Origin of the sequence: Bacteroides sp. M10 (assembly GCF_014334015.1) — a bacterium.
GTDB lineage: Bacteria > Bacteroidota > Bacteroidia > Bacteroidales > Bacteroidaceae > Bacteroides > Bacteroides intestinigallinarum.
In genome coordinates this window covers 1133388-1157295 of record NZ_CP060488.1, presented here as the reverse complement: position 1 = coordinate 1157295, position 23908 = coordinate 1133388, and the positions used below count along the sequence as shown (strand labels likewise).

General features: G+C 42.5%; 15 protein-coding genes. 2 read left to right on the top strand and 13 right to left on the bottom strand.

Translation table 11 applies throughout. The features are described 5' to 3' along the window. Positions 1–14: 14 nt before the first annotated feature. From H8796_RS04440 to H8796_RS04415, 6 genes are all read right to left on the bottom strand, one after another. Positions 15–2576, bottom strand: coding sequence for a glycoside hydrolase family 2 TIM barrel-domain containing protein (locus H8796_RS04440; RefSeq protein ID WP_117932722.1), 2562 nt, complete (start codon positions 2574–2576; stop codon positions 15–17). Positions 2577–2595: 19 nt separating this feature from the next. After that, complete coding sequence (locus H8796_RS04435; protein WP_009001135.1) at positions 2596–3681, bottom strand: glycoside hydrolase family 5 protein; 1086 nt, start codon at positions 3679–3681, stop codon at positions 2596–2598. A gap of 59 nt (positions 3682–3740) precedes the next feature. Beyond that, positions 3741–4913: a glycan-binding surface protein gene (locus tag H8796_RS04430; RefSeq protein ID WP_032854124.1), complete on the bottom strand. Its 1173-nt coding sequence runs from the start codon at positions 4911–4913 to the stop codon at positions 3741–3743. 29 nt (positions 4914–4942) lie between these two features. Next, positions 4943–6706, bottom strand: a complete 1764-nt coding sequence (locus H8796_RS04425; protein WP_009001133.1) for a RagB/SusD family nutrient uptake outer membrane protein — start codon at positions 6704–6706, stop codon at positions 4943–4945. A gap of 12 nt (positions 6707–6718) precedes the next feature. After that, positions 6719–9970, bottom strand: coding sequence for a TonB-dependent receptor (locus H8796_RS04420; protein WP_117932724.1), 3252 nt, complete (start codon positions 9968–9970; stop codon positions 6719–6721). Positions 9971–10090: 120 nt separating this feature from the next. After that, positions 10091–11068, bottom strand: a complete 978-nt coding sequence (locus tag H8796_RS04415; protein ID WP_187343939.1) for a glycoside hydrolase family 5 protein — start codon at positions 11066–11068, stop codon at positions 10091–10093. Positions 11069–11378: 310 nt separating this feature from the next. Here H8796_RS04415 and H8796_RS04410 point away from each other — a divergent pair, with 310 nt between their 5' ends. Continuing rightward, a complete protein-coding gene (locus H8796_RS04410) occupies positions 11379–13376 on the top strand; it encodes a DUF2961 domain-containing protein (RefSeq protein ID WP_117932728.1) in 1998 nt (665 codons plus the stop codon). Here the strand turns inward: H8796_RS04410 and H8796_RS04405 are convergent. Next, on the bottom strand, positions 13373–14356 hold the full coding sequence (locus H8796_RS04405) for a calcium/sodium antiporter (protein WP_117932729.1): 984 nt from the start codon (positions 14354–14356) through the stop codon (positions 13373–13375). The two genes, H8796_RS04410 and H8796_RS04405, sit on opposite strands and share 4 nt — an antisense overlap. Before the next feature lie 127 nt (positions 14357–14483). Here H8796_RS04405 and H8796_RS04400 point away from each other — a divergent pair, with 127 nt between their 5' ends. Continuing rightward, positions 14484–16334, top strand: a complete 1851-nt coding sequence (locus tag H8796_RS04400) for a mechanosensitive ion channel family protein (protein ID WP_117932731.1) — start codon at positions 14484–14486, stop codon at positions 16332–16334. Between the two features lie 174 nt (positions 16335–16508). Here the strand turns inward: H8796_RS04400 and H8796_RS04395 are convergent, their stop codons facing one another. The 6 genes from H8796_RS04395 to H8796_RS04370 all read right to left on the bottom strand — a co-directional run bounded on the left by H8796_RS04395 (position 16509) and on the right by H8796_RS04370 (position 23785). Continuing rightward, entirely contained in the window at positions 16509–17441 is a 933-nt protein-coding gene (locus H8796_RS04395; protein WP_117932939.1) for a metallophosphoesterase, read from the bottom strand. Between the two features lie 147 nt (positions 17442–17588). Continuing rightward, positions 17589–20399, bottom strand: coding sequence for a TonB-dependent receptor (locus H8796_RS04390; RefSeq protein ID WP_117932733.1), 2811 nt, complete (start codon positions 20397–20399; stop codon positions 17589–17591). Between the two features lie 168 nt (positions 20400–20567). Continuing rightward, positions 20568–21029, bottom strand: a complete 462-nt coding sequence (locus H8796_RS04385; RefSeq protein WP_117932734.1) for a hypothetical protein — start codon at positions 21027–21029, stop codon at positions 20568–20570. A gap of 20 nt (positions 21030–21049) precedes the next feature. Beyond that, positions 21050–21703, bottom strand: a complete 654-nt coding sequence (locus H8796_RS04380; protein WP_117932735.1) for a hypothetical protein — start codon at positions 21701–21703, stop codon at positions 21050–21052. A 48-nt stretch (positions 21704–21751) separates the two neighbouring features. After that, positions 21752–22942, bottom strand: a complete 1191-nt coding sequence (locus H8796_RS04375) for an SAM-dependent methyltransferase (protein WP_187343938.1) — start codon at positions 22940–22942, stop codon at positions 21752–21754. Between the two features lie 69 nt (positions 22943–23011). After that, entirely contained in the window at positions 23012–23785 is a 774-nt protein-coding gene (locus H8796_RS04370) for a M15 family metallopeptidase (RefSeq protein WP_117932737.1), read from the bottom strand. Positions 23786–23908 lie beyond the last annotated feature (123 nt).

The following is a 23908-nucleotide window of genomic DNA, read 5'->3' as shown; positions in this document are numbered from 1 at the left end:
TCTGTTTAATAGGGTTATTGGAGGTTCCAGCCTTTTACAATCACTGGAGATTCCAAGTTTATTTTTAATTTTTTTGATTCCTGTGGATTAAGCCATATATAGTTCTCCGAAACGATGAGTTGATCCATCTTCTCCGGTACTTCTATGTGTACTCCGATGGCAGGATATTTTCCTGTATTTGTCAGAATCACTGCATTGCCCCTACGTTCCGTCTTTATGGTTGTCTGGGGCATTGATAAGATGGAGCCCGGGCGCACTTCATAATTGGTGAAGTAGTAATTCCGGTAGATACTCCGGTTATTTTTCACTATATCCAATACAAAGAACAACATGGTAGATTTGGTTTGCTCTCTGTTTAAATAGATTTCTCCTAGTTTTTTTACAACATTCTCATCTCCGGTGCCATTAAACGTATGGTTGGCGACAGTGTCTAGTTGATCATTGTATATAGATACCTTCACTTGATAAGGTTTTTTGTCCAGTTCTTGGCAATCATCGAGCAGATAAACAGGAAGGCTGACTTCCTGGCTGGAGAGATTGCTACGGTCAAATAACATAACTGCCGCTAGCGGAGCAAAAGATTTTTGCACAAAATAATGAATGGGTTTAATGATGCCGTAATAATCTACGCACGACCACGAGACGCCGGGATAATTGTCGTTCATCTTATAATAAAGTGCTCCCGTAGTATGAGGCCATAATGTACGTGCCCGTTCTAGTGTATGTCTCACTCCCACTACTTGTGCTAATTGTGATCCGAGAATGAAAGAAGCCAGCGAATCTTTCGGCATAAAATAACCGGAGTATTGAACCAGCTTTCCCATTTCTCCCATTGTTCCGAAGATAGGAGTGTGGTGTGTGAAGTTACCGCTCCTTCGGGGAGGCCACACCTCTTTCTCCCCATCTAAATATTTGTGTACTGTCTCAATGTGAGGCAATGATGCTATCCCAAATTCTCCCCAAAAAGGAGCGGTCATATTCAAATTATGATTGAGGTGGGCATTATCCCACCAGCAGTTATAATTGTGTTGGCTGCCTCCCCAAGCTTCCCCGCGATGGAAAGGACGAGTTCCGTCGAGTTCGATGCTTAGTCGTCCCATCATGTCAATGGCAGGGCCGAATGGCTTGTCCGATTCATTTCCTGCTCCCCACATCACAAGAGAAGGGTGGTTTCTGAGTCGTTTGGTATTTCTTTCTACCGTCTCTTTTAAAAGAGAGTACGGCTGCGTGTTATGGCTATTCCAGGCTGTTGGCCATTCTTGCATAACCAGTATTCCGTATCTGTCGCATAATTCGTAGAAATCATCCGTCTCGGGCATTCCTCCTCCCCAAGCTCTTAGCATTTGTATGTGCTGGCTTTTGGCTATCTGAAGTAAATGTTCATATTTATTTCTTGAAAAGTCCATTAATGCATCCATGGTACACCAACCTGTTCCTTTTATAAACATCGGTTTCCCGTTGATGACAAATGTCCAGTTATAATAATCTTCTTTAGCACCATCGGTTAATGGCCTCATCTCAATCGTCCGGATGCCGAATGATGTTTTTACATGAGCTGTTTTTCCTTTTTGTGGAATGAAACGGAGATTGAGATCATATAGAGCTTGTTCTCCTCTGTCATTAGGCCACCAAAGGTGTGGATCCTTGATTTGAAAGTCCAAAGACAAGGTTTCTTGTTTACGTCGGCTGTTAATGTCAAAACGATAATATTGTTTTATTCCTTTGAAGTTTTTGGGAGATACTTCAGCATATAATACTCCTTTTAATGGAGATGATTGTTCGTGTAAATCAAACGTCAGACGCATTTGACCATCGAGTGAACGAGTGGCGACGAAAGGTGAGTCTATATCTACGGCGGCTTGTTCTTTTAGTTGGACACTTCGCCAGATTCCCAATGACGGAATTTGTGCATAATGCCATCCGTAAACACAATTGAACACGACTGTATATTTCCAACTTTCATTTGCGTTGGGCGGCCAGTTCCCTAAAAACATTTGAGGAATGGCTTCAAGTTTTACTATGAGCGTATTTTTGTTCTTTAAATATTTACCTATTGAGAAATCAGGCCCTCCGAACATTCCTTCGTGTGTTCCTAGGAGCTTTCCGTTGAGCCATACAGTACATTTATTGGCAATTCCGCCAAAAGATAGTATGCTGTGAGATAAAGGGGAGTTTAGTTCGAACTCCCGTTTCATCCACCATGTTTTATAAGATTGTTTTTCCGCTATAGAATCATTTTGACCGATGTATGGATCGGGTATGATTTTATTTTCTACTAGTGCGGTATGAATACTTCCCGGTACACGGGCAGGTATTTGATCTGTCCAGGAGGTATGCAGGCGTTCTTTTTCTGTTCCTCCTTCCGCCAGTTGCCAGATTCCGTCCAAAGAGAACTCCGAAGGTATATTTCCAATTGGAGGAATATTACCTGTTTCGGTCATCTGTGTACCTTTTACCTCTATGGGAGAAGGCTTTGCTGCAAAGCTTTTCCTGTCTATCTCATCCATGGATTTCTGTGCGATAACCATTGGTGTAGATAGAAGTAAAGTGATGATAGTGATGAATCGGGTTCTCATGGACAGTATTTAAATCTGGTTATTGTTGCGTACTTTTATATTTCAGGAGCGTATTCAGTTGCGGACGATCCTGAGTGTAATTGTTGGTCGGTTGGACAGATAAGGGATAATCGCCCCATCGCGGACCGGCGGACCAATAAGTTCCGTTCACTCCATTTTCTTGTAGATATTTGAGGGCTGAGTCAAGAATATCTAACCATCGGCCATCGGTATCAGGTACTCCATATTCTCCGACAAATCCGCGTTTGTTGTTTTCTTTCAACCAGTCAACGAAAGGTTTCAAACGTGCTACTCCTGTTTGAATGGTTGCTCCATCTTCATCATATCCTTTATCATAGTTTCCGGAAGAATCCGAATCGAAATAGATATGAGCCTGGAATATCAGGTTGTTACTTGGGTCTGTCAGAGTTTTTAGGTTGTCGCTACATTCCTTCCATCGTCTGGCGGAGCTGAATTCATCTCCACTGACAATGATGGTTGTTTTAGTATCTACTGTACGGATAGCGTTAATGCAGGCTTGGGCTATGTTCACCCATGGAGTTGATGCGAGCATCTCATAAGGTTCATTCATTATATCATATCCCCAGATATTCTTGTAATCCTTAAACTCTTTTGCCAGTTTTTTCCATACGTCGCAGAAATTATCAACAGTGCACCGTGCATTACCGATGATTGCATACTGATTGTTTTGCGAACTTTGTCCGTCGCAATATACGCAATATCTTCCAAAGTTATGCATATCCAAGAGTATCTGCATGTTTCTATCTTCAGCAGCTTTGACGAATTTTTTCATTTTTGCCAACTCTGTTGCATTTAGTTCTCCATTCATTGTGGGTTGTATGCGTTCCCAACGGAATGGAAAACGTACCAGATAGAGGCCTTTGGCTTTGAAATAGTCCAGGTCTTTTTCTGTTGGATAACCATAGTGTGTACCATCTACCCCCGGATATACATTTCCAAATTCAGCTCCTGACAGATTCACTCCGAAATAAACCGTCTGTTTGGTGGGTTGGGGGTCATCACCATTTTCTTCTTCTTCTGATTTAGAACAGGATGAGAATAGAAGTGCTACAATTGTAACTAATGAAAATAAATCTTTTAGCATAAATCGAATCATTTTTGTTGGTGAGGGAACGCCTTTGTTTTGGCGTTCCCTTTTTATTTTTACTTATGAACAAATCTGAAATTACACATACTCAAGTCGAAATCTTGAGCAGATTCGGGTGAAAATATGATTTTGAAAGCAGTATTGGTACTAGGATCGATAGGGTTAGGTAATAATGCTTCCGTATCGGCACTGATTCGTACTGTTTGCCATCCGCCATAGGTGTTGACTGGAAGTCCGCCTTTGGAAGGATACCATCCATAATCTCCTAAAATGATACGTGCTTGGGTTGAAATCGGGAATTTAGCTCCAGTACAAATCTCAAATCTTAAATCGTAAGAGGAAGGATCTGCGGCTACTTCTGTCGGTACGGTGATATATCCGGCCCACATAACCATCCATCCCCAAGCTTTCACGGAATTATTGAAGCGGATATATTTTCCTCCTTCTACTAATGGTTCCGGTTGTCCTTCTAATGTGCCATCACATAGGAAATTTTTCGGGGCATCAGGGAATTGACTGGAATGCGTAAAAGCACCAGCTCCCGGCCAATTGTTGAAGTCGAAAAGCTGAGATACTCCCGGATCCATGTATGTGAGTTTGTATGCTTCATCCATGTTTGCTCCTTTTATGGTAAGGGTTGATTTGGGAGTGGCATTTGCCGGGATTTCTATTGTCAGTTCTGTACGGGTTGCATCGATTACATTAACCGGTAGGTTACCCAGATTGACAATCGCTTCTTCGATGGTAATGCCGTAAAGGTCGAAATTGTCGCCTGTAATAACTGTCGTATCTCCCGGTTGGGTGAATTCATTCTTGAGTCCGTTGATGGTTAAATCAGGGATGGAAACAACAAAAGGAATACTAAGTTCTCCATGTTTGGTTGTGATATAAATCGTGTTTGACACTTCTTTAGGAAGTGCACGGGGAATAGGTGCAAGAAGCATATCGTAGGTAGAATAGATCTCCTTGCTATCCACTTCAATGTCATTGAATTTCAGTGAAGTGATGTCTCCGAGATTTGTTCCTTCAATTCGTACTACTTGTTCGAAATTTGCCCCGTCAATAGGAAATTCGGCATCTGTTGCCAAAACGACTTTGTCTACGGTCGGAGCACCTGTTGACGGTTTGTTTTCTTTGGCCTTCAGATCGTCCACTTCAACAATATCCGTACAGGATGTTAAAGCGAATATGGATGCTGCGATTATTGCAAAATATTTTATTTTCTTCATAATCTGTTTTTTTACATGGTTATAAGTGATTAATCCCATCCTGGATTATTTTCATTAATTCCTTGGTTGGTCAGGATTTCGAGAGTCGGAATCGGGAACAGTAAATGCTTGCTGGAACGTTGTTTTACGTTGTTTGCCTCATCCATTCCGCCTAAAGCATTCATGGCTTGCAAATAAATTCCCCAGCGTATTAAATCCCAACGACGATCACCTTCTAAGGCTAATTCCATTGCACGTTCTTCAAGGATAGCGGAACGCAGGCTGGCTTTGTCGGTGAAATTTGCTAATTCTTTGCCTGTTGCGTTACTGCGTGTGCGGACATCGTTTAAAGCATCTACCGATTCTTTTGTCGGACCGTTTAATTCATTGGCTGCTTCTGCAAAGATTAAAACAACATCGGCATAGCGGAGGAATGGGTAATTAGCATCCGTACGGGGCTGTGTCTGATCAGCTATCTGTTGCGAGTATTTAGTCGTGAAAGCAAAGAACTGTTCTGATCCTCCCTCGTCACATCTCCATCCGGAAGTTACTTTAGGATTATCGAATGGAGGTTCTTTAGCTTCAACCATACGTTGCCATTTTCCGAAATTCGGATAATATGAGCCGCCTCCCCAGCTGGTATCGGAGTTCTGGCGTATCCAGCAATGTAACACTCCTTTGTCTACACGGTAGTCTTTTTCTTCAAATAATAGATACCAGTGTTTTCTGCATCCTACTGTCAAGCTGTTGTCTATGTTGCCTGCTGCATTGAGTCTGCCACAGTAGTGAGAGCTGAATAATGTACCATATAGTTCGTCTCCGGATTTAGTTTGCAAGCTGAATAAATGCTCGCTGCAAGTCTTACCGGAAGGAGACCAGATCAAATCATAGTTTTCAAGTTGGTGTGTTCCGTATTCTCCTCCTATTACATCTTCAGCAATTTCATAAGCCAGTCTATAGTATTCTCCGGAAGAGAAACTTTCATATCCGGCAACCTGATCTTTAGAGAATGTGGTTGGGACAGGTTCTGTGTACACTTTAGTCATAGTACCATTTACATTCTGCATGACAAACGGTGCACCGGTTTTTACTGTTATTTGTTCTCCGGTAGCCATAGAAGCAGAGCCGATAGTTGCATATACTTTGGCTAACAAACCTGCTGCAGTTGCAGCACAGACCCTTCCGGGTTTAAAACCATTATCTGTGTTTTTATAAATCATATCTTTAGCGTCTTTAAGCAAAGGTATGATTGTTTCCGTGTATACTTGTGCAATCGGAATACGCGGATTGTTGGTGTATTGTCCGGATTCGTTTACACTGACAGAATAAATAGGGATAGCTCCATAAGCGCGTACCAGATAGAAATATGCCCATGCTTTAAGAAAATAGCATTCTCCTAATGCATTCTTTTTAAATGCTTCTGATACATTTTGCATCTTATTGATTTCAGAGACCGCTATATTGGCCCGGTTAATCAAAGAGTACATTCCGGTCCAAAGTACATCGGCCTGTCCGTCACCTCCCTGGAAGTTTCCGCTTCCGAACTGGCTGAACTGCCATACAGCGCCGGAGATATAGTCACAGTCATAATCCAGAGGACGTGGAAAACTACCATATCTGAACATGGCTTCGTGCAATGTATTATAGACTCCGGTTACCCACATGTCGGCACCATTATCGGAATCCTCAACATCTTCAGGTACAATGAAGTCGAAAGGCTTTTCTTCGATCATACTTTCGCATGATGTCATTACTGCTCCGGATAATAGGAGAGTGGATGCCATCAGATATATGAATATATTTTTCTTTTTCATCATTTCTTGAGATTATAACGTTAATTTAAAACCTATTGAATATGTTCTGCTGCTCGGGTATGAGAAGATATCGACTCCTCTTCTGGAAGCGTCAGAACCAAAGGCGTTTACATCCGGATCAAACCAGCTATAACCTGTAATCGTGAATACGTTTGTTACTGTTCCGAAAACAGACAGGTTGCTGATACCTTTTATGACTGAACCGAAATTATAGCTTAAGTTGATCGTTTTTAGTCTGAAGTAAGAGCCGTCTTCTACATAACGGTCAGAGAGTTTCATGTCACGAGTCATGGCAGTAGTGACGCGGGGCCATTTGGCGCCAGCTGCGTTTTCCGGTGTCCAGCGGGAGTCATAAGCATCTTGGGTGATATTGGCAATACTGCTCATTCCGATATTTGTCAGGTTACCGTTGAAAATATCATTACCGTGAGTTCCTTGGAAGAATAGTCCCAGAGACAAGTTTTTCCATCGTAGGTTGGCATTCAAACCGTAAATAAAGTCCGGATTGGTATCACCGATGATAGCACGGTCTTCTGATGTTATCTTTCCGTCGTTGTTTTTATCCAGATATTTGATCTCACCGATCATTCTGCGGGCTTCGTCATCAGAAGCTTTGGCATATATCGGATCTGCACGGACTTCTGCTATATTATCGTAGAAGCCGTCTTCTATATAGCCGAAAATTGTTCCGATAGGCAATCCGTTTCTTTGCAAAAATACTTCTTTGGCGCTATACCATAATTGGTTGGCATATTGATCTGCTGTTAAACCTCCAATTTCGTTTTTATTAAAGGAGATGTTACCGTCGAATTCTAAAGTCCAGTCTTTTTTATCCAGTGCAACGATTTTACCGGTTAGCTCAAGTCCTTTGTTTTTGACATGGCCGAAATTCGTCCACATGGTAGTATATCCTGTACTATTAGGTATAGATACATTTTGTAACAGGTCTTTGGTTTTCTTGTAGTAATAGTTGGCGGATAAGCTGATTCTGTTGTTCCAGAATCCCATGTCGAGTCCGACATTGTATTGGTCGGTTGTTTCCCATTTGAGTTTGTCATTCAGGGGACCTTTATAAGTTTGTCCGGCAAATCCACTGCTCAATGTTCCGTCCAGAGGATAATTGGAAGGTGCAAGTGATGCCATAGTTTGATAACTGCTGATGGCCTGGTTACCTGTTTGACCGTAGCTGAGGCGCAACTTTAAATTGCTGAATATATTCAGATTCTTGATGAATTCTTCTTCGGATAGAGTCCATGCTACTGCTCCTGAAGCGAAGTTGGCAAATTTGTTTCCGGGAGCGAAACGACTTGAACCATCGCGACGGAATGACGCTGTGAAGATATAACGGTCTTTGAATGTGTAGTTGGCACGTCCTAATAAAGAGACAAGAACTGCCTGTCCTCGGTAACTGGCCGGAGTTTCAATATTTAATGCCTGGCTCATATCGAAGTCTTGTGTGATATCAGTCGGAAAATTAGATGCATTCATTGTTTTGCCACCCCAGTCTGATTTTTCGTAAGTAAAACCTGCTACTACATTAAGATGGTGTAGCTTATTGAATGTCTTATCAAAGGTGATCAATGATTCTGCAGTTAGATTCTGCCAGAAGTTATCGCTCTTACCGGCTCGCCCATTGGATGCTTTGCCTTCTCCCGTTTCGCGATTATAGTAACTTGCACGGTCGTTTACCGAATAGCTGATACCTAAATTCTGGCGGAACTTCAGACAATCGAGAATGGAGATTTCAGCAAAAGCGGAAGTAAATACATTGATTGATTTCAGTTCGTCCTTAGCCGTATTAACGTATGTGCGAGGATTTGCTGATAACCATGCGTAAGAATCATCCTCTGTCTTGTCTCCTACATATAGTGTTGGTAAATAGAGCATGGCAGAACGGATAATACTATAATCATAAGAGTTTGATTTGGCAAACTTAGTCAACGAACGGGTGAAGTTGATATTCAATCCTGTGTTCAGCCAAGGTTTGATGTGGCTCCCGATGTTGGCACGAACAGCAAAACGTTCATAACCGGAATTCTTGATGATACCCGATTGATCTGTGTAATTACCGGAGAATGCATAATTGCTTTTCTCATTTCCTCCCGATACACTAAGGTTGTATTCCTGTGTTAATGCATCCTGTAAGATTTCATCCATCCAGTTTGTACCCTCCACCCACTCTTTATTGCCATATTCATCTTCACGATAGCCAGGGTTGAGATAATCTTCCGGTGAAGCATAGTATTTACCGGAGTTAGGAACGATTTTGTCGTTCTCATCGCGACGGTAGTTCCATTTTCCACGATAAGGAAGGTATGAATAGGGAAGATTGTCATAAGCAGCTCCGTTGATTACACCTTCATTTACATAATTAGCGTAGGTGTAAGCATCCAGCATTTTTACCATTTTGGCTATTTTAGAAAGGCCGAAGTTGGCAGAGAACTCAACCTTAGCGTCTCCGGCACGACCTCTTTTAGTGGTGATCAATACAACACCATTGGCTCCGCGGGAACCATAAATAGCTGTTGCAGAAGCATCCTTCAATATATCGATTGATTCGATGTCGTTAGGGTTGATTAATGAAAGCGGATTGGTGGTGGAATTATTGCCTTCATTTGCTTTACTGCTTGGAGTATCTCCCACTTCGAACGGAATGCCGTCAACGATGTAAAGTGGCTGTGAATTTGTAGAGAACGAGTTTGCGCCACGGATAGTGATACTTACACCTGAACCGGGAGCGCCGTCACTCTGGTTTACCTGCACACCGGCTAACTTACCTTGTAAAGCTTGGGAAATATTGGTAGGATTACCGATCATCAGATCATCACTTTTGATAGAAGCAACGGCTCCGGATAAATCTTTTTTCCTCATTGTACCATAACCGATGACTACCACTTCATCCAGAGACTGAGTATCATCTTTTAATGAAACGTTGATTGTTTTGCGATTTCCTACAGTAACTTCCGTTGTTTTATAGCCGATAAAAGTGTACTGAAGAACAGATTTCTGGCTTTCAACTGTTATAGTATATTTACCACTCAAGTCGGTGATAGTACCATTGTTTTTTTTGACTCCTAGTTCAACAATATTAACCCCGGGAAGAGGTTCGCCTTTGCTGTCTGTTACAGTACCCTTAATCTCAATACCTGCTGCTACGGCAGCTGTATTTACTATCCAGAACATAATCAAGAAGAGCCAGACTCTTTTTGACTCTTTAAGCATCCGCACTTTTGAGCGGGGAAAAGAAAAGAGATTCTTTTTCATTTTTATCAAATTTAAAATTAACTTTAGTATAAAATCTCGTATTGTTATTTATTGGTGCAAAGTTAACGAATCGGGAATGTAAATAATTGACGTTTTTTGCCTAAAGCTGATATTATTTTATCATTCTTTGTTTTTATAAATATGTGAGTTGTATTGTCGGATAAATTTACGGCTTTGGAGGCCTGCAGGTTTTATTAGTGACTCGTCCCATCCTCCGTTTTTATTAGCTCGTGGGAGGATCATGGAGCAGGTTTCGTTCTTGTCTGAAATGGACCAGTTGACCCAGCTGATTTTTTTGCTTTCCAACCATTCTACCCAGCGAGTCCATTCCGGTATGTCTAATGGTCCATCGCCAGTACATTCCATACCGGCACATTCTGAAACAAAGATAGGAATGCCTTTTTCCCATGCTGCTTCAGCTCTATCCCGTAGCTCTTGTTTGTGGGTGGCGGCATAAAAATGAAGAGTATACATTATATTATTAAATCCTTTTAAAGGGCTTTCTGCTACCAGATGTAAGTCCTGATCCCAATGAGGGTTGCCTACGAGAATGATATTGTCAGGATCATATTTACGTATTTCAGATATGATGTCAGTCGCATATTCTTTCACACTTTCCCAACTGTCTTCCATGGGTTCATTGTATATCTCATAAATAATATGAGGGTACTTCCCATACTTTTGTGCCATCATTGAGAAAAATGCCTTCGCTTCTTTTTGCTGCGGGTAATAAGTGTGCCAGTCAATTATTACATAAATATCATTTTTGATGGCTGCTTTAATTACTTTATTCATGCATTTTAGAGCAAATTCCGGATTTTCAATGTAATTATCTTCAATAACTGTTCCCATTGCTGCGCGTAAAACGGTGCATTTCCAATCTTTTTTCAACCATTTTACAGATTGCTTATTGTAAAACCTGGGCCATAGATTATGCCAACCATAACTGACCCCTCTTAATACGATAGGTTCTCCGGCCTGGTTACATAATTGATTACCTTTTACTTGTAGTTGTCCCCATTGTTTTACAGGATCTTTGCTGTAACTGAATAATGATATCATGGAGAATAGAGTGATGAATAAAAAGACTTTTTTCATTTTCATAATAAATTAGATATAACATATAAGATGGACGTTGCAAAGTAAGCACAAAAAACATATGTAAAAAAGTGCTTTATTATCATATAATGATACTTTTCTTACTAATTATTTGAATAGAGAGTATATTGCCTTAATTATATATATACAAAAAGGTTAAGTAGGAAAATAAATATGATAACAGATGTTTATAGGTCAGAATAGTATATTAATTTGATAATAAAGTGGTTGTATCCTTCTATAAGTTGCCGTACTTTTATGAATTAAATTTTATAGAGAGATTGATGTTTTATTTTATAATTATCACCTTATGAAAAAAAGTATTTTTTTAGTTTGTTGGGCTGTATTTGGGACTGTATCATTGTCTGCAATCAGTCCGTTAGTGACAGAGGTCTGGTCGGATAAGCAGCCGGATAGTATTTCTTATGGTATATCCCGGATGGTGGATATTGCTTCTTTGCCTTTGTTAGATCGTGGAGTTTCGGTACATTATGAAGGCAGTATTGATAAAAAAGGAAAGAATGCCGATTGGGATTGGAGTCTTTATCAGGATCAGCGTGGAGAATGGGTCATCTTTGATGTTGAGGGTCCGGGATGTATTTATAATCTTGTGCAACATCGTTATATGAGTTCAAGCGATCCTCTGTTCCGTTTTTATTTTGATGGAGAAGAAGCACCTCGTTTTAGTCTGCGTTTATCTGAATTTGGGGAGAAGGCTCCTTTTATAAAACCTTTGGCTGAAAGCTATATTGGTCCGTTTGATAATGGAAGAGGTCCCATACGTGTGGCACGAAGCTTTGTACCGATGGCATTTAATAAGGGGTGTCGTGTGACTACAGATGTAAAATTGGAAGGCTATGACAGAACAAAAGGTGAAGGAGGTTGGGGACATGTTGTATACCACACTTATACGGACAATGGAATCAAGACATTTACCGGGAAGGAGAATTATGATACTTTGATACAATTGTGGAAGAAACAGGGAAGCAGTTTTTTGTGTGATGATCAATTGGCATATCATCGAAAGTCGGAACAAAAGGTCGATGCTGGTGAATGCATTACTTTATTGGATGAAAAAGGAGAGGGAGCTATCGGTTCTTTAAAATTTTATCTTCCGGAGATTAATGAGCAGCACTTGCAGGATGTGTGGATTCATATGTTTTGGGATGCTCATCAACAACCCGACATTTCTTGTCCTTTGGCTTGTCTGGGAGGTAACTCTTTGGGTTTTCACGATACTAACTATTTACTGTCCGGATATAACACGGACGGTTGGTTCTATAATTATTTTCCAATGCCATATTGGAAGCATGTGAAGATAATGATTGAAAATCGTAGTGGCGTTCCTGTTTCTTTGGGATTTTCAGAAATAGCAGTTTCTCGCTCGGTTTATCCTACATCTAATACCGGATACTTTCGTAATACACCATATTATACACGAAAATATGTGGCAGGAACAGATAGTCCGATAGCTGCTATTCAAGGAAGAGGAAAAATGGTTGCCGCTCATATCACATGTCATGCCGAACGTTCACATATCATTTCTTGCGAAGGGGATGTTCGTGTATATGTTGACGGCAAACGGACACCACAAGTTGAGAGTGACGGTTCTGAAAGTTATGTTTGTTATGGCTGGGGATTCCCGACTCCACCTGAAGTACATCCGATGGGTGGATATGACGGTCTTCCGGATAATCCTTGGTCTATGACTCGTTTTTGTATTGGTGATAGTTATCCTTTCTATTCGGAGTTAAAGTTTGGAATAGAGTCGGGAGAATATAACAATCAGTATTTGGAACATTCGGGTACTATCTTTTATTATGGTCAGGATAAAAGTGTGTTGGTGAAAACCGATAGTTTGAATTTGAGTTCTCCGCATGCTATTAAACAGCATTCTTATAAGGCTATGGGCAATGTGCGGAAAACAAAACTGGAAAGTTTCTTTGAAGGGAAAGAGGACAGTGTTTTATGCATGGGAGAAGTTGTCCGGTTCAAGAACTATAGTAGCTTCAGAGTGAATATCCTTTCTCAAAATGAAGGAGTGCGCTTGCGTAGGTTGAGTGATCAAAACGATGCCCGGCAAGCTGCACGTGTTTTTGTTGATGGTGAAGAGGTTATAGAACGTTTATGGTATGTAGCTGATAGCAATCCTTATAAACGCTGGCTGGAAGATGATTTTGAAATTCCAGCCAGATATACTAAGGGAAAGAAATCTTTAAATATTCGTATTGTTCCTGTTTCTATGTCTAAGGAGGGGAGGATTGCTTGGAATGAGGCAGAATATCAGGTCTTTTGTTATATTATTTAAGTGTTATAAATCAATACCACCGTGTATGCCACATAACAAAGTATCATAACCCCTCCTTCAATTCTTGTAATCGTTCTTTTGGCAAAGAACAACCCGAATAACCAAAGCAGAATACCGGAACCTACTAATGTAAACAAGTCGAAATTGGTGATTCCGCTAAGGTGGAGAGGCGTGATGCTCGCGCTGCATCCCAGTACAAAGAATATATTGAAGAGGTTACTACCAATCACATTTCCGATGGCAATTTCCGGATTTTTCTTTAATGCGGCAACGATAGACGTAGCCAGTTCAGGAAGAGAAGTACCTCCTGCCACCAGAGTCAGCCCGATAATCGATTCGCTGACACCCAGGTTGCGGGCGATGCCCGTAGCGCCGTCGACAAATAACTGACCTCCATAAATAAGTGCAGCCAAACCTCCGATGATATAAAGAATGGATTTCCACCAGGGCAGTGATTTGATTTCTGTTTCCTCTTCTATGACCGGATGTTCTGCTTGTTGTTCGATTGTAGCCGGCTTGGAAGCGATGGCAAAAGTGTAGCCCATGAAAATGACAAAGAAGCAAAGCAACAACAAGCCGTCTACTCTGTTCAGGATATTTTCTGAAGCTTTATCCAGAAAGACGTCATTGGCACAAATCAGCAGGACAATGGAAGAAAGTATGCAGAGCGGAATCTCTTTTCTAAGTGTATTGCGGGTGATGACAATCGGGGCGAATAATGCCGTGCAGCCTACAATCATCAATGTGTTGAAAATATTACTTCCCACTACGTTACCTATGGCAATATCCGCACTGCCTTTGAGGGCGGAAGATACACTGACCGTCAGTTCAGGGGCGGAAGTGCCGAATGCAACGATGGTAAGACCGATCACGATGGGAGGGATGTGAAAACGTTTGGCTACTGAAGCAGCACCATTTGTCAACCCGTTAGCTCCTAAAAGAATGAGGATTAATCCTCCGATGAGTAATAATATATTCATAGTTTTTCTCTTTTAGTGGCAAAGATAATCAAATTGGAAATGGTAATGTCAAAAACAATCCGTATGTTTGCCCTGTTTTTTAATGAAAAGTTAGATTTACCTTAATTATAATCAAGGAGTATAAGGTATGGAAATAAATAAAATGAAGCGGTCATTACTGGTGTTATTCCTTTCTTTCCTGGCAATCGGTGCGCAAGCACAGCTGGAACAGGCTGTCAAGAAGATATTTGCCGGAGATACAATAACGAACGGACATGTTCCTTTGAAACGGGATTCGGACTCTATTCATCTGGCGAATATGCGGAAATCGTTGGAAGAAGCCCGGCTCAATGAGGCGAATATGCGGATGGAAATGGAACAGATGAAGCTCCAGATGGCTTCCGCCGACTCCGTAAAATATGCACAGCAGAGACAGCGTATCGACTCTTTACGCCAGTTCACTAAAGGAGTACCGGTAGTGGCGGACGGCGATACTTTATTTTACCTTTTCACTAAACGAGGCGGATATACTCCCCAGCAACGCGCTCAAATGACCGGTGCGGCGATTGAAGAAATAGGAAAACGCTTTAATTTGCAACCCGACTCTGTGGCTATCGATCATTCGGATATTGTATCCGATTTGATGTATGGCAGTAAGGTATTGCTTTCTCTTACCGATCAGGATGCTTTATGGGAAGGCATTTCCCGTGACTCGCTGGCCAAAGAAAGGCAGCAGAATGTCATCACCAAACTGCACGAGATGAAAGCGGAACACGGACTTTGGCGAATGGCCAAACGTGTGCTTTATTTTGTATTGGTGATTGTAGGGCAGTATTTCCTGTTCCGCCTGACCAACTGGCTGTTCCGAAAACTGAAAGTGCGTATCCTGCGTCTGAAAGATACGAAGATTAAACCGGTATCGATACAGGGATATGAATTGCTGGATGCGCAGAAACAGGCGAATCTGTTAGTGTTCCTGTCCAGTATCGGGCGCTATATACTGATGGCCTTGCAGCTACTGTTTACCGTACCGCTGATTTTTATTATCTTCCCGCAGACGGAAGGACTGGCATACCGCCTGTTAGGCTATATCTGGAACCCGGTTCGCACTATCTTTGTCGGTATTATCGATTACATACCCAAATTGTTTACTATTATCGTTATCTGGTATGCCGTAAAGTATCTGGTGCGTCTCGTTCTGTATCTGGCGCGTGAGGTGGAAGCAGGACGGCTCAAAATCAACGGCTTCTATCCGGACTGGGCAATGCCGACTTTCCATATTGCCCGTTTCCTGCTCTATGCATTTATGATTGCGATGATTTACCCTTATCTGCCGGGTTCTGATTCCGGTGTGTTCCAAGGTATTTCAGTATTCGTCGGGTTGATTGTTTCGCTCGGATCAAGTACGGTTATCGGTAATATTATTGCCGGACTGGTGATTACTTATATGCGCCCGTTCAAAATGGGCGACCGGATCAAATTGAATGATACCACGGGAGATATTATCGAAAAGACTCCTCTTGTTACCCGTATCCGGACACCCAAGAATGAGGTGGTGACCGTACCTAATTCGTTTATCATGTCGTCTCATACGGTAAATTATAGTACCTCGGCACGTGAATATGGGTTGATTATTCACTCGGAAGTATCCATCGGTTATGATATTCCCTGGCGACAGGTTAACCAGATACTGATTGATGCTGCATTGAACACTCCCGGAGTGGTAGATGATCCGCGTCCGTTTGTGTTAGAGACCTCTTTAAGCGACTGGTATCCGGTCTATCAAATCAATGCATACATCAGGGAGGCAGATAAAATGGCACAGATTTATTCGGATTTGCATCAGAATATTCAGGATAAATTTAATGAAGCCGGTATTGAAATTATGTCGCCGCACTATATGGCTGTACGGGATGGAAACGAGACAACCACTCCCAAAGAGTATCAGAAAAGTAATAATCCTTCCTATAAGGCGGGGGAAGAAAATAAACCTGACTAAAAAGAGAGCATGCCAAAACGCAGATTAACGCAAATTATCGCAGAAATAATTTTATAAGTCGTTGATTAATATATCAATATAATTGAAATAATCTGCGTTTTATTATTCATTATGACACACCTTCCGGGTTGTGTGTTTTTTCATTGAGAGTAGAATTTATATCATCAAGAGAATTTATTTCTTTCGAGTAACCGTATAAAGTATATTCCCTTTTTTATCTATCATACGAAGGTTGAGCTCTTTTTTGTCGATAGAACAAACGGAGAAGCCCGGTTCGGGGCTACAGAATTTCGTTCCTTCGATAGGCTCCACTTTGCGTGCCAGTGAGCCGGCGGAGTTGACGATATAGTCGATGTCGCTTCCCGGAACACGGATATGCTGGAAGTTATGAATGTGTCCGCAGATATACATATCTACCTTATGTTTGCGTAAGATGGAGTCAACCCGTTTCTGCATGTCCAGTCGTTCACTTTCTTCTTTGGGGGTATAAGCGTAGATGGGATGGTGTCCGGCTACGATAATCCAGTCCTCTTTGGCATTGGCAAGCACAGATTCCAACCATGACAGTTGTTTGCTGACATCCTGTTTGCAGGCGTCGGGATATTTGTCACTTTCCTTGCGGTATTTCTCGATCAGAGGAGTAGTGTCGATCCAGATAATGCGGATGGTGGCACCTTTCTCTTCGAATGTCCGGGTGTAATAACGGTTGGGCATTGTCCAGCGGCGGCTGATGTTGGTGTAATCCAATACGGCTTGCGTGTTTCCACGATATTCATGGTTTCCCAGGATAGGGAACCAGTCAATCATCAGTTCCGGATGCGAATAAATTAATTCGTAGTTGGTCATCCACAAGGGGTCGTTTACGCTGCGGACTCCTTCAAAGTGATGGACGTCTCCGGTAGCCAGAACAAATTCGGGGCCTATCTCTTCGCCCATCGTACCCATTAATTCGGCAATTGGCTTCTGGTCGTAATAGCCGTTACGCCCTAAATCGTTTGCTACATAGAAGTTAAACTTCTTGTCAAATATAGAGTAATCCGTCAACTGTGCCTGAACAAATGTGCAGATGAAAATCAGGGAGAGAATCAATAAACTTTTAATCTTAATATTCATATTCTATTGTATATTAGTGATTTATAAATGTACGTAATTACTTCGATTTTTCGGGTTTGTTGGTTTAAAAGGAAGAGGTCGTTCCTTTTAAACCAACGGGGGCTTCCTTTTAAAGGAATAAATGGTGTGATTTAGTTCGTATCAGAGGTTTATTTTTACGCCGGCATTTATCTTTACACCGTAGTGTTCTGACTGCATGGTGCGGTTTTTAGTGCCCTGATAATAACGTAAAGGTTGGTTCAATAGGTTGGTAGCGTCTGCATAGAACGTTGTTTTGAACTTCTTGCCGAATGTATAGCTTGCATTCAGGTCTATGTAATTTACGGCATCGTAGTAGCGGTCAAGTGCGGCAACTTCTCCCATTTCATCGATAAAGCTGGATGCAAAGTTGTAGGATAGACGCACGTTGAATCCTTTTTTCTCAAAGTAGAGCGATGCATTTGCCGTGTGTTCGGGAGAACCGGGCAGGGAAAGGTCTTTCTCATTTTCGCGTCCCTCAAAGTTGAAGTTGTTCACTTTGGTGTGAGTATAGGTGTATGTACCGTAGAATCCTACGCATTTCAATACGGGAGCAATGAAGCTGAAATCGCGTTGATAGGCAAGTTCTACGCCAAGCAAGTCGGCATCACCTGCGTTTTTGGGTTGGGTGAACTTCTTGTATTCGTTATTCTGGTAGGTATAATTACCAATTACCTGATCGACAATAAAGTCATTGATCTTTTTATAGAAGATACCTGCGCTGACCAGACCGACACTCTTGAAATAGTAATCGGCACTTAAATCGAAGTTGTAGGAAATGGTGGGAGTCAGGTCGGAGTTACCCATCACCAGTTCGTTATCGCTGCGGTTGATATTGACGCATGGGATTAATGCGGAATATTTAGGACGGCTCAATGTCTCTGTGAAAGATGCGCGTACTTTGAAGTCATCGGTTACATCATATTTCAATAATACGCTGGGGAGCCAGTTGGTATAATTGTTCTTATGATTCCCGGTCGGTTGAAGCGTTTCATTTTCGTCTTCATCCACCATCCAGTTCCAGCCGTCGTATTTGATATGAGTGGCTTCCATGCGGAGCCCCAGCATCATTTTTAGTTGCTTTCCCAAGTTCTGGTCGAAGCGGAAGAAAGCGGAAGTGACATTTTCTTTAGCGTGATAGTTGCCGGAAGATTCTTCGAGCACTTGTTCGCCTTCCATATTTTTCAGGTCGAGCGAACCCAGATATTCTTTCGATACGAAATCGGTGGCTTTATACTGATTACCGGGCATGAAACCGTCGCGAATCTGGCTTGTGAGATTGTTCATGTATTCTGTCTGGTAGGTATCTTTGTATGCATCTGCGTAGTCGTAGCAGGTCACGTCACGATTTTTAGTCTTAGATGCGTATTTGGCTCCGAATTTCAGGCTGTTTCCATAGATTCCGTTAACCAGCGGCAGTTCGAAGTCAACTTTGAATTTCAAGTCTTTTTCGTAGATTTCCTGATTGCTTTCAGTCAGTTCTTTCACTTTCCATTTACCTCTTTCACCATCCACTTCGCCGTTGTGCAGACTTACGTCTGTTGTCACATACGGGAAACGGCCGCCTGCATCTACGATGTTAAATCCGAGAAAGTCTTGTTTCAGATTAAAATATCTTTCGTTCGGGCGGTCTTCGCTGGCACGTGCGTAAGAAGCTCCCCAGTTCATGGACAGTTTACCGAACTGGTGTTCTCCGCCCAGACTGAAATCCATTGTCTGTTGTAGTTCCAGACGGGCATTTCTGTTGTTGGGGGTACCTCCCTTAGTCTCTATCTGGGCAGATTGTTGCATTTCGCCTTCATCGTCCAGTCCTGTTTTGTCCAGGTCCTTGTAGGTGACGCGATAGCGGTTTTCCCAGTCGTGACGACGGTTGTAGATGCCTTGCAGCGTCAGTCGGTGGTTCGGGTTTATTTCGTAGTCGAAAGCAAGTGAGTAGCTTTGGCGTTCACGTGTCACGTAGTACTGGCGTTTTTGTGCTTCCATCATTACGACTTCCCCTTTCTTGTTGACATCGTATTCAAATTCTACATCATCCGAACCTACCGGAGCATTTTGATAAGAGACGGCTGCCATCATTCCCAGTTTGTCGTTAAAGAAACGGTCGCCGTAAGTGAAACCCAGGTTCAGTTGGGCTTTCTCGCTGATCCAGTTGTATCCAGTCCCTGCTGTAGCACTGATAACTCTCTTGTAAGGCGTACTTTTAGTGACCAGATTGATAGAACCGCCGATGGCGTCTCCATCCATGTCCGAAGTAACCACTTTGTTTACTTCGATGGTCTGTATCATATCAGCGGGGATCAGGTCGAGCTGGACGTTGCGTGTGTCACCTTCCGCAGAAGGGAGGCGGTTGCCGTTGATTGTAACGGAACTAAGATCGGCTGAAGTGCCGCGTACTTGTCCGAAGCGGGCTTCCCCCTGATCGTATTGTACGTTGATGCCATTGATACGTTTCAACGCATCCCCAATATTGGAATCAGGAAATTTACCTACCTCATCGGCTGAAACGACATTAGTGATCCCCAGCTTGTTCTTCTGCGAATTGATGGCGCGTCGTTGTCCCTGGAAAGCTCCGCCTACTACTACCTCTTGCAACTCGAGTCCTTCATTCAAGACTACGTCTTTCTCGAGTGTCTTTCCGGCAGGAATGGTGATTTTCATTTCAACGGGTGAGTAGCCTACGTAGCTGACTTTGATAGTGTATGTGCCTGGAGTAAGATTGGCGAAAGTATAATAACCGTTGACATCGCTCGTCACTCCGGTATGTAATTTTTCGATGTAGATGGATGCTCCCGGGAGAGTTTGTTTGGAAGTATCTACAATGCGTCCGCGGATAGTGCCTTGTCTGACTATGTTCACTTTTTCTTCTGCGAAAGTGTTACCGCTTGTGCTCATGACTAAAAGAACGAATGAGACAAATTTCAAAAATCGTTTCATAAATGTTAGCGTGCGTTAATTATTTGCTGCAAAAGTAGAGGGTTGACGTTTCTTACTTTTTACAGCCGGTTGAAGAACGCGTAACAATTATGCTACGTTTATATTACAGCATCCGGAAGCTCCGGATGAGAGGATGGGTTGCTGCTGTTATTACTGTCGCCGCCGTTATTATTGTTGTGTTGTATAATGAATATCAAAACGTCCGTTAGTCAGACGTTTACCGTTGCCGAAGGTTGCACTGATAATATTCAATTTTGGGTCGAAATAGCTAATAAAAGCTGTTCCGTCTTCCAGTTCTTCTCCTCTGAACCGTATATCGGTGAGAGTTGCTTCTTTGCCTTCCCGGGGAGATAAAATGGTGAAGTGTATGTTGATGTCAGGTGTGACGGAAACATTGACGGATAGTTTGTCCTCCTCCGGATAGTAGTGGAATGAATCATACGTCCAGACATACGAGTGTCCCCAATTCAGGTACCGTCCTCCCACATAAATCCATCCGTCCATCAGGCAGCCAAAGGTGTTGGCACCTGTAGTGGTGGCAGAAGGTAAAACTGTGACGTCAATCGATTCATCTTCCGTACAGCTCCAAAAGCTGATGATGGAAAAAAGAATGAGTATATATTTCTTCATAGTGCTTTTTTTAGTGAATGTTAGAAATAATAGGATAATCCCGTAGTGAAATTTATTCGTGTGAGGTTGGTATCATCATTGCCATCGAGTTTTACAATAACCCTTTCTCCGTGATAGTGGGTTCTCATTCTAAGCAGTTCGCTATACATATATTGTACTCCTAGACTGACTCCCAGATTGGGATTCAGCTTATAGGTGAGATTGGCATTGGTCAAAAGACCAATAGTGAAGGCTTTTACTTTCCGTGTTTTGCCGAACACCTCACTGTTGTTCCGTAGAATGACTCCACCGGGACCGGTTGTTACGCGGATTTGCCAATGTTTGGTGTTGGCATTACACATTCCGATTTGGGTGCCAATGAAATGAACCCATAAATGGTCCTTCCCTTCCGGATGACTTCCTTTGGAAGAAAATCCGGAGTAGATTCCTCCAAAGACAAAACGTTTGAGAGGGCGGAGATTATATTGTCCATCCCAGCTTACGCCTTGTGCGAGTGTACGTTGGTAACTATGGGTGCTTAACGTGAGTGTGGGAGGGTGATGGAACATAACACCGTAGCCCGCGTGAAAAGAGAACTCGTGTCGCTCAAAATCTCTCTGTGAGAAAAGTGGAGTGTGACAGGACAAGGTGAATGCGATTAGTAATAGAATCGCTTTGATGAGTGTTTGATTCATCCGGATTAGTTTAGATTGTGTTTCTTTTTTGCAAAAATAGAAAATAGTTCAGACTTTCTCACAGCGAATCAGCACTTTTTGCCCATTATTTAATGTACTGGCAAATAAGTAGGTATCTCCTCCTTCAGCCAAATGGATTCGTTTGCGGAGTTCGGCTACTGTGGCGGGGAAGTTGCGGACAGTTACATTTGCTTTTTTCAGGCCTGCCAGATTCTCCTTTACTTCTTTTTTATTGAAACTGCACTGGTTGACAATACGGAATATTCTTCCGGGGAAGTTTTCAATGAAAGTATCGGAAGTATAAAGATGGCTATTGGGATGCAGTTTACGGACAGGGTAAGCTGCTGCAATGCTACGGAAAGCACCGGCTTTCAGAAGGGAGGCATTCGGTTCGTAAAGATAGGTTTCTAAAGAATCCGTATATGTGCATTCGCTGCATTGCTCCTGTTCGCGGGTGAATACAAAGTGTTGTTCTTCTTGAGTCCCTTTCGTGGAGAGGTTCACGCAATGAATGGAGATTTCTGTCGGTGATGTTTGTCCGAGTAGGATGAGTAGTTCCTTACATTCGTTGTTGACGGACAGAATGTGAACTTCCTGTGTCTGTTTCAGTTCTTTCAGTGCCAATGAAAGATCGAGCATGGGAGAGAGTTTTATCATTACCCGGTTGGCCTTTTGAAGTAAAAGCTCTTCCAGTTCGGCTACGTTTGGTTCGCAGTCGGAGATGGCAACCGTTTTTCCGCCGTGCTCATTGCGGCGCGCAGGGTCGAGGAAGAGGCAGTCTACGGGGGACATTGCTTGCAGGTAGGTTACTCCGTCTTCGTTTCTTATGTTTATATGGTTTAGATTCAGTACGGGAAAGTTATGTGCTGCTATTTCGCAGAGTTCCTCCTGACGTTCTACGTAAGTGGCGGACTTGAATCCGGTGGCAAGAAAAGAACAGTCAATGCCGAATCCGCCGGTGAGGTCGGTCAGAGAATCTCCTTGCAAAAGACGTGCCTTGTAGCGGGCGGTGATTTCTGAAGAGCATTGTTCCAGCGACAGATGTTTCGGATACCATATCTTTTCGATCTCCCACCATGAGGGAATCTTTTCGGCCGCTACCTTCCTTCCTGCAATTTGGGTGATGGCAGTTGGCATATCTATATCCGGGAACTTTTTAGCTTGTAAAGCCAGCGCACGTACATCGTCCGATGAATGTTCACGAATAAAAAGTTGGGTTTCAGGAGAAATTTGCATCATGGTGTTATTGTGTTATAGGATATTACAATGAATCGTCGAGCTCTGATTATGGGGGTTGCCGAGTGTCGGTTATGGTATTAACTTATACTTCTGTTTGGCTACGTCCCGGCTGCAAAAATTGAAATGCCACCATTCGCTAGGTAATGCACGGAATCCGGCCTCTTTCATCACTTTTCGTAGCAGTAACCGGTTCTGACGCTCTGTTTCACTCATTTTTCCATTATGTACCAATCCGATCTCGTCTGTGATGTGTGCTTCCATGCCTAAGTGGTCTACTTTGGTTCCCATCGGTAGGGGCTGTCCCAGAGAGTCTTGGATACTGATGTCTACTGCCAGTCCGTAGTTGTGTAACCCGCCTCCACGGTTGGGGTTGGAGACATATTTATATTTGGACGTTCCTTTCACTACGTTCCACATCTTTTTCTGTACCGACATGGGACGTGCCGCATCGTAAATGATAAGACTATAAGACGGGTGTAGTCTCTTTAAGGCTTTTTGTGCTTCTATCAGAGCGTATGCCGCATCCGGATGAAGGTAGGCTTCCGTTAAGTTGTTGTAAAGCACTTCGCCCGTGAAATTATCAGCCTGCGTATACATCAGTTTTACAACGAGACTGCTATCCAGGTCAGCTATATTGACGAGTCCTAATGAGTCCATGTAGAGAGCCATTTCGCTTCGCTCCGGTGGTGAGATGGTGGAACATTCTTCGTGTGGTTGTATATCCTCCGTCGTATGTTCGTATTCCATGAGGGGAGTGTTCTCCTTTTCCTTATGACTGGAAAAGAAGGAGCATCCTGTCAGCAACAAACAGAAAATAGCTAAACTATATTTTAGAATAATCATTCAACCTTTTGTATTTAGTGTGCCAAAGATACTTTTTTTAGGCTTTAGCTCCAATAGGCTATACTCTAAATCCCGATATTCGAATGCCAAGGTTGTGCCACCTCGTTGGCACAGTCGTGCCAG